This window comes from Streptomyces sp. NPDC002386 (assembly GCF_053593175.1).
Genome location: NZ_JBSFBX010000009.1, coordinates 72,833 through 89,334 on the forward strand (window position 1 = coordinate 72,833; position 16,502 = coordinate 89,334).

Consider the following 16,502-nt stretch of genomic DNA (forward strand, 5'->3'; position numbering starts at 1 on the left):
GGCACCGGGCCGCGTGGCGTGGGCACCGCCGGCTGTGAGAGGGACGGGAATGGAACCGACCGAGAGCGCCGCCCCGCACGCACGGCTGCGCCTGCGCCGCCGTGCGGGCGCGTGGCGGGGGGTCCGGTGGACGGGGCGGGGTGCCATACGCACCCCGGTCCTGCCCCACCCGGCCCGAGCGGGCGCCGCGCCCGAGTCGCACCCCACGGTCCCGCCGGCCGTCGAGGCCGCCCGGACGCAGACCGGCACCGACCCCGAACGCAGGCCGCCCTGGCCCGCGTCGCACGCGGCCCTCGCGGCCGCCGCCGCGCTCGCCCTGACGGCGGGCTTCTACCGCGCCTTCGCCGGCCACCACGCGCTCTTCCCGTGCGAGACGCCGGGCTGGTCGCTGGCCGTGCTCACCGGCATCATCGTCGGCCACCTCGTGATGCTCGGCCGCGCCCGCTGGTGGGGCGGCACGGGCTCCGGCGCGGCCCTGACCCTGGCCGTGCTGCTGCTGTACGGCTGGATGCCGGCCGCCATGATCAGCCTCACCGTCGTCGTGCTGGTCGGCATGGCGAGGCGCCAGCGCTGGCGGCAGGGCGTGCTGCACGGCGCGGTCGACATCCTCGGTATCAGCGCCGGCGCCCTGGTGCTGGGCTCCCTCGGGCGCGTGCCGAGCGTCGAGGAGCCCTGGCGGCCCGAGAGCTGGGGCATCACCACCGCGCCGGAGGTGGTGCTCGTCGCGGCCGCCTATCTCGCCGTCAGCCGCGGCCTGCTGTGGTACTCGCACGCGCCGCGCGGCGGCCCCCTGCCGACCGTGGCCCGCACCGCCCTGGTCCGGCAGGGCCTGCTCGCCGTGGCGCTGCTCGGCATCGCCCCGCTGGTGTGCGTGGTCGCCGACGCCCGGCCGGTCCTGCTGCCGCTGTTCGCGATCCCCCTGATCGCCCTCGACTCCACCCTCTGGATGGCCCGGGCCCGCGCGGAGGAGCAGTTGCGCGACCCGCTGACCGGCCTGCCCAACCGGCAGTGGCTGCTGGACCGGATCTGGACCGCCCTGGACGACGCCGAGCGGATCGGCGCCCGCGCCGCGCTCATGCTGATCGACCTGGACCGGTTCCGCTCGGTGAACGACACCCTCGGCCATCTCGCCGGCGACCGGCTGCTGCTGCAGATCGCCGACCGGCTCCGCCAGGCGCTGCCGCGCGGCGCGGAGGCCGCCCGCCTCGGCGGCGACGAGTTCGCGGTCTTACTGCCCGTCGCGGACTCCATCACCTCCGCCACCCGCGTCGCCCGCGGCCTCGTGTCGGAACTCAGCTCCCCGCTCGACCTCGACGGGCTCACCCTCGTCCTGGAGGCCAGCGCCGGCGTCGCCGTCTTCCCCGACCACGCGCTGGACGCCGAAGGGCTGCTGCGGCGGGCGGACGTGGCGATGTACCAGGCGAAGCGGGACCGCACCGGCGTCGAGGTCTACGAGTCCAAGCGGGACTCCAACACCCCCGACCGGCTGGGCCTGCTGGGCGATCTGCGCCGGGCGCTGGACGCCCACGAGGTGGAGTTGCACTACCAGCCCAAGGTGCGCTTCGACGGGCAGGTCGCGGGCCTGGAGGCGCTGGTGCGCTGGGTGCACCCCGAGCGCGGGAAGGTTCCGCCGGACGAGTTCATAGCGATCGCCGAGTCCTCCGGGCTGATGCCCCATCTGACGGAGTACGTGCTGGAGACCGCGCTCGGGCAGGTCGCCGCCTGGCGGGCGCAGGGGCTGCGGGTTCCGGTGGCGGTCAACGTCTCCCCGCGCGACGTGCACACGCCCGGCTTCGCCGGTTCCGTCGCCGCCCGCCTCGCGCGGCACGGCGTACCGGCCGGGGCGCTCCAGCTCGAGATCACCGAGCACGTCCTGCTGGAGGACCCGCAGCGGGCCGCCGACACCCTCGCCGCGCTCACCGGGCACGGCGTGAAGATGTCCCTGGACGACTTCGGCACTGGGTACTCCTCGCTGGTGCACCTGCGCCGGCTCCCCGTCAGCGAGCTGAAGATCGACCGCTCCTTCGTGGCCCGGCTGGCCGTCGACACCGAGGACGCCGAGATCGTGCGCTGCACTGTCGACCTGGCGCACTCGCTGGGGCTGCTCGTCGTCGCCGAGGGCGTGGAGGACGACGAGACCTGGGAGCGGCTGCGGGACCTCGGCTGCGACGCGGTGCAGGGCTGGCTGGTCGCCGCCGCGATGCCGCCGGACGAGACGACCTCGTGGCTGCGGGCCCGCGGGTCGCGCGGCTGGCAGCGGCCGCGCGCCGCGCTGCCGGCCGCCGAGTAGCGCCCGGCCGGCCGCGCCCGGGCGCGGGCGGTCCGCCCGGCGCGAACCGCCCGGCCGCGGGCGGCGGTCCGACCGCCGCGAACCGTCCGGCCGCGGGCGGCGGTCAGCCCGCCGCGAAGTGACCGATCAGCAGCGCCAGTCTGCGCTCGTGCGCCTCCTCCGGCAGCCGTCCGCTGCGCATCAGCGTGACCAGCCCGTGCAGGGCCGCCCAGAACGTCTCCGTGAGCAGACCCGGCTCGTCGCCCCGCGCAGCGACCGGCTCCACCGCGAGCAGCAGCTCCCCGAACGCCTCCTGCAGCGCCTCGGGGGCCTCCGGCGTGGCGAACGGCAGGTCCACCAGATGGGTGAACATGGCGTCGTAGAGGGCCGGCCGGCGCCGCGCGAAGGACGTGTACGTCCGCGCCACCGCCGCCAGTGGCTCCCGCGGGTCCCGCGGATCCCGCACCTTCGCGCGAGCCGTCCGCAGCTCCGCCGCCAGGTCGGCGCAGCCCTGCACCGCGACCGCGGCCATGATCGCGCCCTTGCCCTTGAAGTGGCTGTAGAGGACGGGCTGGCTGTACTCGATCTCGGCGGCCAGCCGGCGCGTGGTGACCGCGTCCCAGCCCTCCGCCTCGGCGAGTTCCCGTGCGGCCGTGACGATCAGCCGCTCGCGTTCCGCTCGTTCGCGCTCCCGGCGCGTCTGGATCGACATGACCGTGATGCTAGCACCGCTAGCGTTTCTACCGCCGCTCTGCTAGCTTCGCTTGCATCACTAGCGCTGCTAGCAAGGAGAGATGACGTGACCGTCACCGCGTACACCCTGGCTGTCGTGCTCGACCTGTTCTGCCTGTTCCTCGGATACCGCTTCCTGTTCCAGCCCCGGCCCGCCGCGGCCGGCTACGGGGTACCGGCCGACCCGGCCGGCGACGCCGGGGCGTACCTCACGATCAAGGGCCTCCGGGACGGCGCCCTCGGAGTGGTGGGCCTGGCGCTGCTGGCCTTCGCCGGAGCCCGGGCCGAGGCCTGGTTCATGGTCTGCGTGGCGCTCGTGCCGCTCGGTGACACGCTGATAGTCCTGCGGCACGGTGGTGCGCGGGCCGTCGCCTTCGGGATCCACTTCGCCACGGCGGTCGTCGTACTGATCAGCGCCGCCCTGCTCTTCCTCGTCTGACCGCGGCACCACCGTCACCAGGGGGTTCGAAGATGTCGCTGTTCGTTCCGAAGTTCGACGAGACCGTGATCGTCCGCGAGGCCGGGGCCGAGGTGGTCGGCCGCGCGCCCGTCACCGTCCGCCTGCTGGCCGACAGCAGCGCGACCGGTGGCGCGCTGTCCACCCAGCGGGTCACCCTCCGGGAGGGCGCCGACGGCGCCCGACCGCACCGGCACGACAACTCCGCCGAGATGTTCTTCCTGCTGGACGGCGCCGCCGACATCCTCTCCGGCGACGACGTCGTCACCGCCGGCCCGGGCGACCTCGTCGTCGTCCCGCCCGGCAGGCCGCACGCCTTCGCCGCCGTGCCCGGGGCCGGCGCCGACCTGCTCATAGTCCTCACGCCGGGTGTCGAGCGCTTCGAGTACTTCCGCCACCTCCAGCGCATCGCCCTCGGCGAGGCAACCTCCGAGAGCCTGCTGGAGGTGCAGGATCTGTACGACAACCACTTCCTGAGGAGCCGCGCCTGGGACGCCCGGCGCCGCTGAGCCGGGGTGCGCGGCCGCCGCGGGCCGGGGCACGGGCGGGGACGCGGGCAAACCGTTTCACGGGCACCGCTCCCCGCCCCATAGGATTGGGGACTGGCGTCACATTCCCGCCTGCCGCGCGACGCCTGGCACGCACGCTCGCCGCGTTGCCGAATCGCCCACGTGGCTCCGCCACGAGGGCGCTCCGGCGCCTTGCGATCGCACGCACCAGACGCCGCACGGCCCGCCCTCCGGGCGGACGGCGGGAAGGCGACGCCGGCCCCCGGCCGCAAACCACACGCACTCACCCCAGAGGATCGCTGCATGCCTGGCATCACGCGCGAGGAGGTCGCCCACCTCGCCCGGCTGGCGCGTCTGGAGCTGAAGCCCGAAGAACTCGATCACTTCGCGGGCCAGCTCGACGACATCATCGGCGCGGTCGCCCGCGTCAGCGAGGTCGCCGACCAAGACGTACCGCCGACCTCCCACCCGCTGCCGCTGACGAACGTCATGCGCGCGGACGAGGTCCGTCCCTCGCTCACCCCCGCGCAGGCGCTCTCCGGCGCCCCGGCCCAGGAGCAGCAGCGTTTCAAGGTGCCGCAGATCCTGGGGGAGGACTGACCATGACGGACATCATCAAGCTCACGGCCGCCGAGACCGCCGAGAAGATCGCCTCCGGCGAGCTGACGGCCGTCGAGGTCACCGAGGCCCACCTCGCCCGCATCGAGGCCGTCGACGAGAAGGTGCACGCCTTCCTGCACGTCGACCGCGAGGGCGCCCTCGCCCAGGCCCGCGCCGTGGACGAGAAGCGGGCCCGCGGCGAGAAGCTCGGCCCGCTGGCCGGCGTCCCGCTCGCGCTCAAGGACATCTTCACCACCGAGGGCGTGCCGACCACCGTCGGCTCCAAGATCCTCGAAGGCTGGATCCCCCCGTACGACGCGACGCTCACCAAGCGGCTCAAGGCCGCCGACGTCGTCATCCTCGGCAAGACCAACATGGACGAGTTCGCCATGGGCTCCTCCACCGAGAACAGCGCCTACGGCCCGACCGGCAACCCCTGGGACCTCACCAAGATCCCCGGCGGCTCCGGTGGCGGTTCCTCCGCCGCGCTGGCCTCCTTCCAGGCCCCGCTCGCCATCGGCACCGACACCGGCGGCTCCATCCGCCAGCCGGCCGCCGTCACCGGCACGGTGGGCGTGAAGCCGACCTACGGCGCGGTCTCCCGCTACGGCATGGTCGCCTTCTCGTCCTCCCTCGACCAGGGCGGCCCCTGCGCCCGCACGGTGCTCGACGCGGCCCTGCTGCACGAGGTCATCGCCGGGCACGACCCGCTCGACTCCACCTCCATCGACGCCCCGGTCCCGCCGGTGGTCGAGGCCGCGCGCAACGGCAGCGTCGCGGGCATGCGGGTCGGCGTCGTCAAGCAGTTCCGCGGCGAGGGCTACCAGGCCGGCGTCGTGCAGCGCTTCGACGAGTCGGTGGAGCTGCTGAAGGAGCTGGGCGCCGAGATCGTCGAGCTGGACTGCCCGTCCTTCGACCTCGCGCTCTCCGCGTACTACCTGATCGCGCCGTCCGAGTGCTCCTCGAACCTCGCCCGCTTCGACGGCCTGCGCTACGGCCTCAGGACCGGCGACGACGGCGGCCACTCCGCCGAGGAGGTCACCTCCCTCACCCGTGAGGCGGGCTTCGGCCCCGAGGTGAAGCGGCGCGTGATGCTCGGCACCTACGCCCTGTCGAGCGGCTACTACGACGCGTACTACGGCTCCGCGCAGAAGGTCCGCACGCTCATCACGCGTGACTTCGAGAAGGCCTTCGAGCAGGTCGACGTCATCGTGTCGCCGACCACGCCGACCACCGCCTTCGCGATCGGCGAGCGTGCCGACGACCCGATGGCGATGTACCTGGCCGACCTGTGCACCATCCCGACCAACCTGGCGGGCAACGCGGCCATGTCGCTGCCCTGCGGCCTCGCCCCGGAGGACAACCTCCCGGTGGGCCTGCAGATCATCGCCCCGGCGCTCAAGGACGACCGGCTGTACAAGGTCGGCGCCGCCGTCGAGGCCGCGTTCGTGGAAAGGTGGGGGCACCCGCTGATCGAGGAGGCTCCGTCGCTGTGAGCGCACTGAACAAGGCCAAGGGCTTCAAGAAGTCGAAGTCCGGCACGTACCTGTCGATGGCCGGGACCGCGTTCAGCGCGCTCGGCGTGGCCAAGCAGATCAAGAAGGCGCGCGCCGAGCAGGACACACTGCGGCTGATCGACGCCACCGTGTCCGCCGTCGCGATCGTCACCGGCCTCGCCATCCTCTACCGCGAGCTGAAGCGGCTGGGCGACGACGACGTCCTGCTGGGCTGAGAGGGAAGTTTTCACCGTGACCACCACGACCGACCTGGTGTCGTACGAGGACGCGCTGGCGTCGTACGACCCCGTCATGGGCCTTGAGGTCCATGTCGAACTAGGCACCAAGACCAAGATGTTCTGCGGGTGCTCGACCGAGCTGGGCGCCGAGCCCAACTCGCAGACCTGCCCGGTCTGCCTCGGCATGCCCGGCGCGCTCCCGGTCGTCAACGCGACCGGCGTCGAGTCCGCGATCAAGATCGGCCTCGCGCTGAACTGCGAGATCGCCGAGTGGTGCCGCTTCGCCCGGAAGAACTACTTCTATCCGGACATGCCGAAGAACTTCCAGACCTCCCAGTACGACGAGCCGATCGCCTTCAACGGCTACCTCGACGTGCAGCTGGAGGACGGCGAGAGCTTCCGCGTGGAGATCGAGCGCGCCCACATGGAGGAGGACACCGGCAAGTCGACGCACGTCGGCGGCGCCACCGGCCGTATCCACGGCGCGTCCCACTCGCTGCTGGACTACAACCGCGCGGGCATCCCGCTCATCGAGATCGTCACCAAGCCGATCGAGGGCGCCGGCGAGCGGGCCCCCGAGGTCGCGCGCGCCTACGTCCGCGAGCTGCGCGAGGTCATCCGTGCCCTCGGTGTCTCCGAGGCCCGCATGGAGATGGGCCAGATGCGCTGCGACGTGAACCTGTCGCTGCGTCCGAACGGCACCGAGAAGTTCGGCACGCGTTCGGAGACGAAGAACGTCAACTCGCTGCGGTCCGTGGAGCGTGCGGCCCGCTTCGAGATCCAGCGGCACGCGGCCGTGCTGTCGTCCGGCGGCACGATCGTGCAGGAGACCCGGCACTTCCACGAGGACACCGGGTCCACCACGTCCGGCCGCGTGAAGGAGGAGGCCGAGGACTACCGGTACTTCCCGGAGCCCGACCTCGTCCCGGTCGCCCCGTCCCGCGAGTGGGTCGAGGAGATCCGCGCCGCGCTGCCGGAGATGCCGCTGGTCCGCCGTACCCGGCTGCTCTCCGAGTGGGGCATCTCGGCCACCGACATGCAGGCGATCCTGAACGCCGGTGCGCTGGACCCGATCGTCGCCACCATCGACGCCGGTGCCGACGCGGCCTCCGCCCGCAAGTGGTGGATGGGCGAACTGGCGCGCAGCGCGAACGAGTCGGGCAAGTCGCTGGACGAGCTGGCCATCACGCCGCGGCAGGTCGCCCGGGTCACCGAGCTGGTGAACTCCGGTGACCTGAACGACAAGCTGGCCCGCCAGGTCATCGAGGGCGTCCTCGCGGGCGAGGGCACCCCGGACGAGGTGGTCGACAAGCGCGGTCTGAAGGTCGTCTCCGACGAGGGCGCGCTGACCGCCGCCGTCGAGGAGGCCATCGCCGGCAACCCGGGCATCGCGGACAAGATCCGCAGTGGCAAGGTGGCCGCGGCCGGTGCCCTGGTGGGCGCGGTCATGAAGGCGACCCGGGGTCAGGCGGACGCGGCCCGCGTCAAGGAGCTGATCCTCGAGAAGCTGGGCGTCAGCGAGGGCTGAGCCACCACACGCGACGGCCCCGGAGGACATCCTCCGGGGCCGTCGCGCTGCGCCCGGCCGGATGGGCGCACCGGCCCAGGTCACGGCCCCGCGCGGCGGGCGGGGGCGGACGTTATACGCTCACCCGCCATGAGTGGACGTACCGATTCCGACGCCGAACCCGTCATAGCCGAGGCGGACGAGCCGGATGAGCCGGACGAGCCGGACGGCCACCACGACGACGTCGAGGACGCCCGCCGGGCCCGGTGGACCGCGGCGGGCACCGGAGGCCTGCTCTTCCTGGCGGGCTGCGCCGCCGCGCTGCTCCGGCTCACCGGCTCGGCCCCGGCCCTCGTCGCCGCCGCCTACGCCCTGGGCGCCGCCCTGTGCGCCCTCGCCGCCGTCCTCGGCGCCCGCGGCCGTACCCGCCGGGCGCTGTGGCTGCTGGTGGCCGGTACGGCGGTCATGGCACTCGGAGACCAGTTCGACTGAACGCCGCCCGCGCGTGAGAGGGTGAGCGACGTCCGGACGGTGGTGATGCGGGAGGAGCGGCAGCGCGATGTACGCGATGTCCCTGGGTGACGACGGCGCCGAACTGCGGCCTCTGGAGGTCTGGCACGCGGCGGACCTGCTCGCCAACATCGACCGGGGACGTGAGTTCATCGGCCGGCACGTCGGCCTGCCGGACGTGGTGACCGACCTGGACGCCGCCCGCGCCTACCTCGCCTCGTACGCCGAGAAGCGCGGCGCCGACACCGGCAGCCTGCACGGGGTGTGGCTGGACGGGCGGCTGGCCGGGGGACTGCTGTTCCGGGTGTGGGACACCCCCAGCGGGGTCTGCGAGGCGGGCTGCTGGCTGGAGCCGGCGGCGGCCGGGCGCGGGCTGGTCACGCGGGGCATGCGGGTGCTGCTCGACTGGGCGTTCGAGGAGCGGCACATGCACCGGGTGGAGTGGCACGTGTCGACGGCCAACGGGCCCAGCATCGGCGTGGCGCGGCGCCTCGGCATGACCCGGGAGGGCGTGCTGCGGGAGAACTACCCGTACCGGGGTGTGCGCACGGACACCGAGATCTGGTCGGTGCTGGCGCCCGAGTGGCGTGCGGCACGCGCGCGTACCGCGCCGGACGATCATTAAGAGACCTCTCAGACGGCATCCGTACGGTGCCGGGCATGGCAACGAACACACAGGACGTCAACAGGACCGACGACGAGCGGACGGCCGAGGAGGCGGCGGCCGCCACCGGGACGGACGCCACGAAGGCGGCGGACGGCACCGGCCCGGCCGGGGACGGCGGGGAGGACCGGGGGACCGGCGCGGCGCCGCGGGCCGGGGAGCGGGAGGAGCCCGAGGGGCCCGAGGAGGCCGGCGCGTTCGAGGAGGAGACCGCGGAGAAGGCGCCCTCCGGGGTCGGGCTGGGCGCCGGTGCCGTGGTCTCCGCGGCGCTCGGCCTGGTCTCCCTCACCGGTGGCTGGATCGGTACCGTCGCCGCCGCCCGCGAGACCCTGGTCGGCCAGCTCCAGACCTCCTCCGGCGCGAGCGTCGCCAAGCAGATCAGGGAGGTCTACGGCGACGCGTGGCACACCACCGCCCTGTGGGCCGGCCTGTTCGCGCTGGCCGCGCTGGTCACCGGCGTGGTCGTGCTCGTCCGGCCCGCGTTCGGCACCCCCGGCCGCCCGTCGGCCGCGTGGATCAGGTCGGTCGCGTGGGGCGGTGTCTCGCTCGGCGTCATCGGTCTGCTGCTGGCGGTCCTGAAGTACTCCGACGCGCTGCTCGCCCTGCCCTCCACGGGCTGAGAACCCGCCGGTCCGCAGGGGCCTTAGGGACTCCCCGAGCACCTTAGGGAGCCCCTGGGGCCCCTTACCCGTGTCCAGGCCCGGATGCGGGTCCCCAGGATGCGGAACTCTCCCGATGTGGCGGACCCCCCTGGGGGACGAGTGTGGAGGCATCGCAACGAGCGACGCCGACACCGGCCTCCGGAAGGACCACGCCATGTACGAGTACGAGACCCACCGCTTCCGTCACACCGAGCTGCGCCGGGCGGCCGCCCAGGAGCGCCTGGCCCGCGAGGCCGCCGGCGCCCGCCGCGCCGCCCGCGGCGAGGAGACGGCCCCCTTCGGTGCCCTTGGTGCCGAACCCCATACCGACCGCCCCCGCCGGCACCGGCTCCCGCGCACCGCGTGAGCGCCGGGCCCGCGGGCGCCGGTACCAGCGCCGCCGAGGGCGCCGGTACCGGCGCGGTCGTCCCGACCATTCGTACGACCATCGCACCGATACTGTGGAAAACGGGTCCCGCGACCTCCGGACCTCGTGCGATGCTCGGGCCCGTGGAGAACAGGTCCGTCAGTCCCGTGTTCGTCGGCCGCGCCGACGAGTTGGACGCCTTGAACGACGCGCTCGCCCGCGCCGCCGCGGGCGAGCCGCAGGCGCTGCTGCTCGGCGGCGAGGCGGGGGTCGGCAAGACCCGCCTCGTCGAGGAGTTCGCCGCCGTCGCCGGCCGCCGGTCCGCGGTCGTCGCCGTGGGCGGCTGTGTGGAGATCGGCGCCGACGGGCTGCCCTTCGCCCCCTTCTCCAGCGCGCTGCGCGCCCTGCGCGACGCCCTGCCCGAGGAGTTCGCCGCCGCCGCGGCCGGACAGGAGGAGGAACTGGCCCGGCTGCTGCCCGAGCTCGGCGAGGCCGCCTCCAGCCGCCACGACGAGCTGGGCACCGCCCGCCTCTTCGAACTCACCGCCCGGCTGCTGGAGCGGGCCGCCGCCGAGCGCACGGTCGTCCTCGTCCTGGAGGACCTGCACTGGGCCGACGCCTCGACCCGCCATCTGCTGGCCTATCTCTTCCGCACCCTGCGCACCGGCCACCTCCTGGTACTGGCCACCTACCGCGCCGACGACATCCACCGCCGCCACCCGCTGCGCCCCCTGCTCGCCGAACTCGACCGGCTGCGCACCGTCCGCCGGCTCGAACTCGCCCGCTTCACCCGCGAGGAGGTGGCCCGCCAGATCGCCGGCATCCTCGCCACCGAACCCGACCCCGCGCAGGTCGACGCGATCTTCGAACGCTCCGACGGCAACGCCTTCTTCGTCGAGGAACTGGCCGTCGCCGCCTGCGAGGACTGCTGCACCGGCCTCTCCGACTCCCTGCGCGACCTGCTCCTGGTCCGGGTCGAGAAGCTGCCCGAGAGCGCCCAGCGGGTCGCCCGGATCGTCGCCGAGGGCGGCTCCACCGTGGAGTACCGGCTCATCGCCGCCGTCGCCCGGTTCACCGAGGACGACCTCATCGAGGCCCTGCGGGCCGCCGTGGGCGCCAACATCCTCACCGCCACCCCGGACGGCGACGGCTACCGCTTCCGGCACGCCCTCGTCCGCGAGGCCGTCGCCGACGACCTGCTGCCCGGTGAACGCTCGCGCCTGAACCGCCGCTACGCCGAGGCCCTGGAGGCCGACCCCTCGCTGGTCCCCGCGGGCGCCCGGGTGATGCGCCTGGCCAGCTACTGGTACCACGCCCACGACCCCGCCAAGGCCCTGCCCACGGTCCTGGAGGCCTCCGTCGTGGCCCGCCGCCGGCACGCCTACACCGAGCAACTTCGGCTCCTGGAGCGGGCGATGGAGCTGTGGGACACCGTGCCCCAGGAGGTCCGCTCCGCCCTGCGCCCGGTCGACTACACCGGCGTCTACCCGCCGTGCGGCTGCGACCCGGCCACCACTCCGCTGCGCTACCTCGACCTCATGGCCGAGGCGGCGGTCGCCGGGCGCTTCGGCGGCGAACGCGAACGCGCCCTGAAGATCGTCAGGCGGGCGCTGCAACTGCTCGACGACGATCCGGACCCGCTGCGCGCCGCCTGGTTCTGGGTCCAGCGCTCCCGCCTGGTCCAGGCCCTGGCCCGCGGCGACGGACGGTCCGAACTGGCCACCGCGCAGGAACTCGTGCGGGGCCTGCCGCCCTCCGAGGTGCACGCCGAGGTGTTGACCGAGGCCGCCGGCTGGTCCATGCTGCACCGGCCCGGACCCGAGGCCCTCGCCGACGCCGAGCAGGCCGTCGAGTACGCGCGCATGGTGAACGCCCGCGAGATCGAGCTCAACGCCCGCCTCACCCTGGGCGGCCTCATGGTCGACGCCGGTGACATCGAGGCCGGGCTCGCGGAGATGTCCCGGGTCAAGGAGGAGGCGATCGCCGAGGGCGTGTCGCAGGTGGCGGGCCGCGCCCATGTGAACCTGCCGGGCTCGCTGCAGTCCGTCGGCCGGGACCGGGACGCCGAGCCCATCCTGCGCGAGGGCATCGCCTTCACCCGCCGCCACGGGCTGCCCGACTCCCAGGCCTGGGTGTGGGGCAACCTCTCCGACGCGCTGTACTCGCTGGGCCGGTGGGAGGAGGCCGCCGAGGCGGCCGGGCAGGCGATCCGCATCGGGCGCAGCGCCAAACCCCGCGGCGCGGGCGCCCTGCGCCTGGCCCACCTCGCCCTGGCCCACGGCGACGGCGCGGAGGCCGCGCGCCAACTGGCCACCGCCCGCACCCACTACGGCACCCGCGACCCGATGCCCCAGAACGGGCTGCCCCTGGCCCGCATCGCCGTGGGCGTCGCCGCGTGGGAGGGCCGGCTCGCCGACGCACGGGCCGAGTTCCTGACCGCCCTGGAGGCCGGCTTCCCGGCCGGCACCCAGCGCTACGCGTGGCCGCTGCTGCTGGCGATGGCCACCGCCGAGGCCGACGCGGGCACCCTGCCCGCCGCCGAGGCCGGCCGGGCGGACATGCTCGGCCGGCTCTCCGAGGCGGCCCGCGGGCTCATCGCCGACGCCCCCCTGTGGCGGGCGTACGACGAGTGGACCCGCGCCGAACTGCTCCGGGCCGAGGGCCGGGACACCGACGGCACCTGGTCACCGGTGGTCACGGCCTTCGAGTGCCTGGACCGCCCCTACGACCTGGCCCGGGTCCGCCACCGCCTCGCCCAGGCGCTGCTGACCGACGGCGGCGAGGAGCACCGGGAGCGGGCCGTGGAGCTGCTGAGACTGTCCGGTGCGGTCGCCGGCCACCTCGGCGCCCGCCCGCTCGCCGACGCGGTCGCCCGGCTCGCCCAGCGCGCCCGGCTCACCCTCGGCCACGCCCCGCGCCGGTCCCTCGCGCCCGCCGATCCGGTGTCGGCCCTCGGCCTCACCAGCCGGGAGCGGGACGTCCTGCGCCTGGTCTCGGCCGGCCGCACCAACCGCCAGATAGCCGAGGAGCTGTTCATCTCCCCGAAGACCGCGAGCGTGCACGTCTCCAACATCCTGGCCAAGCTCGGTGTCTCCGGCCGGGGCGAGGCGGCGGCGGTGGCGCACCGGCTCGGCCTGTTCCCGCCGGACACCGAGGACCGGCTGGTGGCGGGCTGAGCGCGGCGGGCACCAGGGGGCCGCTAGCGGACCGACACCTCCAGCACCCGGTCGTCCCCCTTCTTCGGTGAACCCCGGCCGTCGGTGTTGCTCGTGACCAGCCACACCTTGCCCTTCCCGGCCGGGACCACGGTGCGCAGCCTGCCGTACTCGCCGGTGAGGAACGCCTGGGGGGCCGCCGAGGCGGCGGTGCCGCGCAGCGGGATGCGCCACAGCCGTTCGCCCTTCAGGCCGGCCATCCAGATGACCCCGTCGACGTAGGCGATCCCGCTCGGGGAGGCCTCGTCGGTGTGCCACTGGGCCACCGGGTCGCGGAAGCCCGAGCCGGAGGACCGCCCCTCGGCGTCCGGCCAGCCGTAGTTCCCGCCCGGCACGATCGCGTTCAGCTCGTCCCAGGTGTCCTGGCCGAACTCGGAGGCGAACAGGCGCTGCCGGGAGTCCCAGGCCAGCCCCTGGACGTTGCGGTGGCCGTACGAGTACACGGGGGAGCCGGGGAACGGGTTGCCGGGGGCCGGCTCGCCCTCCGGGGTGAGGCGGAGGATCTTGCCGCCCAGCGACTTCTTGTCCTGGGCCAGCCCGCGGTCGCCGCTCTCGCCCGTGCCCGCGTACAGCATCCGGTCCGGGCCGAAGGCGATCCGGCCGCCGTTGTGGATGAACCCCTTGGGGATGCCCTTGAAGACCGTGTCCGGGGCGCCCAGTTGCTCACCGGCCGGCTTGCCCGCGTCGTACAGCATCCGCACGACGCGGTTGTCCGAGGCCGAGGTGAAGTAGGCGTAGATCATGTGGTCCGAGGCGAAGCCGGGGGAGAGGGCGATGCCGAGCAGGCCGCCCTCGCCCTCCGCGGCGACACCCGAGACCGTGCCCAGCTCGGTCTCGCGGCCCGTCCTGTCGTCGACGCGGGTGATCGTGCCGTCGTCCCGGGAGGAGACCAGCAGCCCGCCGTCGGGGAGCGGGGCCAGGCCCCACGGCGTCTTCAGGCCCTCGGCGACGGTGCGCAGCACCTTCACCGAGCCCTTGGCCGGCGGCGCCGACTCGGTGGGACGGCCGGACGGGGCGGTGGCCGTGGCCGACCCCCTCGGCGTGGTGCTCCCGCCGTCGGCCGGGAAGCCCTGGCCGCCGGAGGAGCAGCCCGCCGTCAGCAGGAGCGCGGTCGCGGCCAACACGGCCGTCACAACTCGGCGTTGCACGATCATGGTCCCTTCGCAGTGGCGGACGTACGACAGCCTCTCCCTCTCATACTCCGCCCGTCCCGCCCGGGTTCCCGCCCGGCGCGCGCCGCATGCGGGACCGCTCAGTCCCAGGAGCCCCGTGCCGCCGGCAGCCGGGACACCTCCGCCAGGTCCTCCGCGGTCAGACGCAGTGCGGCCGCCGCAGCGTTCTCCCCGGCCCAGCGCTCCCGCTTGGTGCCGGGCAGCGCGATCACCTGGCGCCCCTGCGCCAGCACCCAGGCCAGCGCCACCTGCGCCGCCGTGACGTCCGCGCCGTGCCGCCGGGCGACGCGGCGCAGACCGGCGACGATCGGCTGGTTGGCCGCCATCATCTCGGCCGTGAACCGGGGGTGCCGGGCGCGTACGTCGTCCCGTTCGAAGCCCTCGCCGGGCGTCAGCGTGCCGGTCAGGAAGCCGCTGCCCAGCGGCATCGCGGCCAGGAAGCCCACGCCCCGCGCCTCGCACCACGGCAGCAGCGTGTCCAGCGCCTCCGGCGACCACACCGACAGCTCCGCCTGCACCGCGCTCACCGGGAAGACCTGCTGCACCCGGTGGAGCTGACGCAGCGTGGTGTCGTGGAGCCGGCTGCCTGGCCGGCGGCCGGCGCGCGCGCCCACCGCGCACAGGCCCAGTGCCCGTACCTTCCCGGCCCGCACCAGGTCGGCCATCGCGCCCCAGGTCTCCTCCACGGGGACCTCGGGATCGGCGCGGTGCAGCTGGTAGAGGTCGATCACATCCGTCTGCAGGCGCCTGAGCGAGGCGTCGCAGGCCCGTCTCACATAGCCCGGGCGGCCGTTGGCCACGATGTGCTGCTCGCCCACGAGCAGCCCCGCCTTGGTCGACACGAAGGCGTCCCGGCGACGCTCCCTGAGCACCCGGCCCAGCAGCAGCTCGTTGGTGAAGGGGCCGTACATGTCGGCCGTGTCCAGCAGGGTCGAGCCCAGGTCCAGTGCCCGGTGCACGGTTCTGAGCGACTCGTCGCCCCGCTGCCGGGAGCCGGTGTACGCCCAGCTCATCGGCATGCACCCGAGTCCGACGGCCCCCACCGCGAGCGCACCCGCGCCGATCGTCCTGCGCTCCACCTGCCCGTGAACCTCCCTCGTCCGGTCCCCCAACCTAACGCCCCCCGTCCGCGCGCCTGACATAGCCTCCTCGGCATGACACAAGACGTGTGGCTTCCCATCGCGCCGGAGGAGATCGAAGGGCTTCCCCAGGGGCCCCGTTACCTGTTCTGGGACGGGGGCGACGACGGCGAGCAGGAGTTTCCCGGCGACCCGGCCGACTGCGCCTTCTACGTCGTGCCGTACATGCGGGCGAGCGCCGTCGGTCTGCGGCCGATGGCCCGCATGAGCACCGTGCGGGTCGTGCAGACGCTGTCGGCCGGTGTCGACCACCTGAACCCGGGTCTGCGGCACCTGCCCCCGGGCGTCCGGCTCTGCAACGCGCGCGGGGTCCACGAGGCCAGCACGGCCGAACTGGCCCTCGCGCTCGTCCTCGCCTCGCTGCGGGGCATCCCCGACTTCGTCCGGGCCCAGGACCGGGGCGAGTGGCGCGGGGGCTTCCACCCCGCGCTCGCCGACAAGACCGCCCTGATCATCGGCTACGGCGCCATCGGTGCCGCCATCGAGGACCGGCTCGCGCCCTTCGAACTCGCGCGGGTGGCGCGCGTCGCGCGCTCAGGGCGCGCTACGGCGCGCGGGCCCGTGCATCCGCTCACCGAATTGCCCTCACTGCTTCCGAAAGCCGACGTCGTGATCCTCTCCACGCCGTTGACGGAGGCGACCAGAGGTCTGGTGAACGCGGACTTCCTGAGTCTGATGAAGGACGGGGCGCTGCTCGTCAACGTCTCCCGCGGACCTGTCGTGGACACGAACGCGCTGCTCACCGAGGTGGAGAAGGGGCGCATCACGGCCGCCCTCGACGTCACGGACCCCGAACCGCTGCCGCCGGGACACCCGCTGTGGACGGCGCCCGGTGTGCTCATCAGCCCGCACGTCGGCGGACCCACCTCGGCCTTCCTGCCGCGCGCCAAGCGGCTCCTGGTGGACCAGTTGCACCGATTCGTGAACCACGAGCCCCTGCGGAACGTGATCCTCACTACGGGGACCTGACACACTCCCGGCACCC

At 74.0% G+C, this 16,502-nt stretch carries 16 protein-coding genes; 13 read left to right on the forward strand and 3 right to left on the reverse strand.

The features are described from left to right. The first annotated feature begins 49 nt into the window (after positions 1–49). Positions 50–2,290, forward strand: coding sequence for a putative bifunctional diguanylate cyclase/phosphodiesterase (locus ACWCPN_RS19380; RefSeq protein WP_451207545.1), 2,241 nt, complete (start codon positions 50–52; stop codon positions 2,288–2,290). Positions 2,291–2,393: 103 nt separating this feature from the next. On the opposite strand, the gene ACWCPN_RS19385 is transcribed toward ACWCPN_RS19380, so the two are convergent. Next, on the reverse strand, positions 2,394–2,981 hold the full coding sequence (locus ACWCPN_RS19385; RefSeq protein ID WP_451207547.1) for a TetR/AcrR family transcriptional regulator: 588 nt from the start codon (positions 2,979–2,981) through the stop codon (positions 2,394–2,396). Between the two features lie 87 nt (positions 2,982–3,068). Between ACWCPN_RS19385 and ACWCPN_RS19390 the strand changes: the two genes are divergently transcribed. From ACWCPN_RS19390 to ACWCPN_RS19440, 11 genes are all read left to right on the forward strand, one after another. Continuing rightward, positions 3,069–3,440 carry a DUF4267 domain-containing protein gene (locus ACWCPN_RS19390; RefSeq protein WP_451207550.1) on the forward strand — a complete coding sequence of 124 codons (372 nt, stop codon included), beginning with the start codon at positions 3,069–3,071 and terminating at the stop codon, positions 3,438–3,440. A 32-nt stretch (positions 3,441–3,472) separates the two neighbouring features. Further along, positions 3,473–3,967, forward strand: coding sequence for a cupin domain-containing protein (locus tag ACWCPN_RS19395; protein WP_451207553.1), 495 nt, complete (start codon positions 3,473–3,475; stop codon positions 3,965–3,967). Between the two features lie 303 nt (positions 3,968–4,270). Continuing rightward, positions 4,271–4,567 carry an Asp-tRNA(Asn)/Glu-tRNA(Gln) amidotransferase subunit GatC gene (gene gatC / locus ACWCPN_RS19400; protein WP_018544665.1) on the forward strand — a complete coding sequence of 99 codons (297 nt, stop codon included), beginning with the start codon at positions 4,271–4,273 and terminating at the stop codon, positions 4,565–4,567. 2 nt (positions 4,568–4,569) lie between these two features. Continuing rightward, positions 4,570–6,063, forward strand: a complete 1,494-nt coding sequence (gene gatA / locus ACWCPN_RS19405) for an Asp-tRNA(Asn)/Glu-tRNA(Gln) amidotransferase subunit GatA (RefSeq protein WP_451207557.1) — start codon at positions 4,570–4,572, stop codon at positions 6,061–6,063. Further along, positions 6,060–6,299: a hypothetical protein gene (locus ACWCPN_RS19410; RefSeq protein ID WP_199212113.1), complete on the forward strand. Its 240-nt coding sequence runs from the start codon at positions 6,060–6,062 to the stop codon at positions 6,297–6,299. Before gatA ends, ACWCPN_RS19410 begins: the two co-directional genes overlap by 4 nt. A gap of 16 nt (positions 6,300–6,315) precedes the next feature. Beyond that, positions 6,316–7,830, forward strand: a complete 1,515-nt coding sequence (gene gatB, locus ACWCPN_RS19415) for an Asp-tRNA(Asn)/Glu-tRNA(Gln) amidotransferase subunit GatB (RefSeq protein ID WP_451207560.1) — start codon at positions 6,316–6,318, stop codon at positions 7,828–7,830. A 129-nt stretch (positions 7,831–7,959) separates the two neighbouring features. Then, complete coding sequence (locus tag ACWCPN_RS19420; RefSeq protein WP_451207563.1) at positions 7,960–8,301, forward strand: hypothetical protein; 342 nt, start codon at positions 7,960–7,962, stop codon at positions 8,299–8,301. A 67-nt stretch (positions 8,302–8,368) separates the two neighbouring features. Then, positions 8,369–8,944 (forward strand): GNAT family N-acetyltransferase, encoded by a 576-nt coding sequence (locus ACWCPN_RS19425; protein ID WP_451207566.1) that lies wholly within the window; start codon positions 8,369–8,371, stop codon positions 8,942–8,944. 35 nt (positions 8,945–8,979) lie between these two features. Further along, positions 8,980–9,603 carry a hypothetical protein gene (locus ACWCPN_RS19430; RefSeq protein ID WP_451207569.1) on the forward strand — a complete coding sequence of 208 codons (624 nt, stop codon included), beginning with the start codon at positions 8,980–8,982 and terminating at the stop codon, positions 9,601–9,603. A gap of 196 nt (positions 9,604–9,799) precedes the next feature. Then, positions 9,800–9,991, forward strand: a complete 192-nt coding sequence (locus ACWCPN_RS19435) for a hypothetical protein (RefSeq protein ID WP_451207572.1) — start codon at positions 9,800–9,802, stop codon at positions 9,989–9,991. Positions 9,992–10,122: 131 nt separating this feature from the next. Next, positions 10,123–13,167 (forward strand): helix-turn-helix transcriptional regulator, encoded by a 3,045-nt coding sequence (locus tag ACWCPN_RS19440; protein ID WP_451207575.1) that lies wholly within the window; start codon positions 10,123–10,125, stop codon positions 13,165–13,167. Positions 13,168–13,190: 23 nt separating this feature from the next. On the opposite strand, the gene ACWCPN_RS19445 is transcribed toward ACWCPN_RS19440, so the two are convergent. After that, a complete protein-coding gene (locus tag ACWCPN_RS19445; protein WP_451207578.1) occupies positions 13,191–14,360 on the reverse strand; it encodes a PQQ-dependent sugar dehydrogenase in 1,170 nt (389 codons plus the stop codon). A gap of 98 nt (positions 14,361–14,458) precedes the next feature. Then, entirely contained in the window at positions 14,459–15,457 is a 999-nt protein-coding gene (locus tag ACWCPN_RS19450) for an aldo/keto reductase (protein WP_451207581.1), read from the reverse strand. A gap of 75 nt (positions 15,458–15,532) precedes the next feature. Here ACWCPN_RS19450 and ACWCPN_RS19455 point away from each other — a divergent pair, with 75 nt between their 5' ends. Further along, complete coding sequence (locus tag ACWCPN_RS19455; RefSeq protein ID WP_451207584.1) at positions 15,533–16,486, forward strand: 2-hydroxyacid dehydrogenase; 954 nt, start codon at positions 15,533–15,535, stop codon at positions 16,484–16,486. The last annotated feature ends 16 nt before the right edge of the window (positions 16,487–16,502 follow it).

What these genes read in the sequence shown, in the direction of transcription:
- ACWCPN_RS19455 (WP_451207584.1), top strand. Translation starts at nt 15,533, where the DNA reads ATGACACAAGACGTGTGGCTTCCCATCGCGCCGGAGGAGATCGAAGGG.
- ACWCPN_RS19430 (WP_451207569.1), top strand. Translation starts at nt 8,980, where the DNA reads ATGGCAACGAACACACAGGACGTCAACAGGACCGACGACGAGCGGACG.
- ACWCPN_RS19445 (WP_451207578.1), bottom strand. Translation starts at nt 14,360, where the DNA reads ATGATCGTGCAACGCCGAGTTGTGACGGCCGTGTTGGCCGCGACCGCG.
- gatC (WP_018544665.1), top strand. Translation starts at nt 4,271, where the DNA reads ATGCCTGGCATCACGCGCGAGGAGGTCGCCCACCTCGCCCGGCTGGCG.
- gatA (WP_451207557.1), top strand. Translation starts at nt 4,570, where the DNA reads ATGACGGACATCATCAAGCTCACGGCCGCCGAGACCGCCGAGAAGATC.
- ACWCPN_RS19420 (WP_451207563.1), top strand. Translation starts at nt 7,960, where the DNA reads ATGAGTGGACGTACCGATTCCGACGCCGAACCCGTCATAGCCGAGGCG.
- ACWCPN_RS19380 (WP_451207545.1), top strand. Translation starts at nt 50, where the DNA reads ATGGAACCGACCGAGAGCGCCGCCCCGCACGCACGGCTGCGCCTGCGC.
- ACWCPN_RS19385 (WP_451207547.1), bottom strand. Translation starts at nt 2,981, where the DNA reads ATGTCGATCCAGACGCGCCGGGAGCGCGAACGAGCGGAACGCGAGCGG.
- ACWCPN_RS19395 (WP_451207553.1), top strand. Translation starts at nt 3,473, where the DNA reads ATGTCGCTGTTCGTTCCGAAGTTCGACGAGACCGTGATCGTCCGCGAG.
- ACWCPN_RS19435 (WP_451207572.1), top strand. Translation starts at nt 9,800, where the DNA reads ATGTACGAGTACGAGACCCACCGCTTCCGTCACACCGAGCTGCGCCGG.
- ACWCPN_RS19440 (WP_451207575.1), top strand. Translation starts at nt 10,123, where the DNA reads ATGCTCGGGCCCGTGGAGAACAGGTCCGTCAGTCCCGTGTTCGTCGGC.
- ACWCPN_RS19425 (WP_451207566.1), top strand. Translation starts at nt 8,369, where the DNA reads ATGTACGCGATGTCCCTGGGTGACGACGGCGCCGAACTGCGGCCTCTG.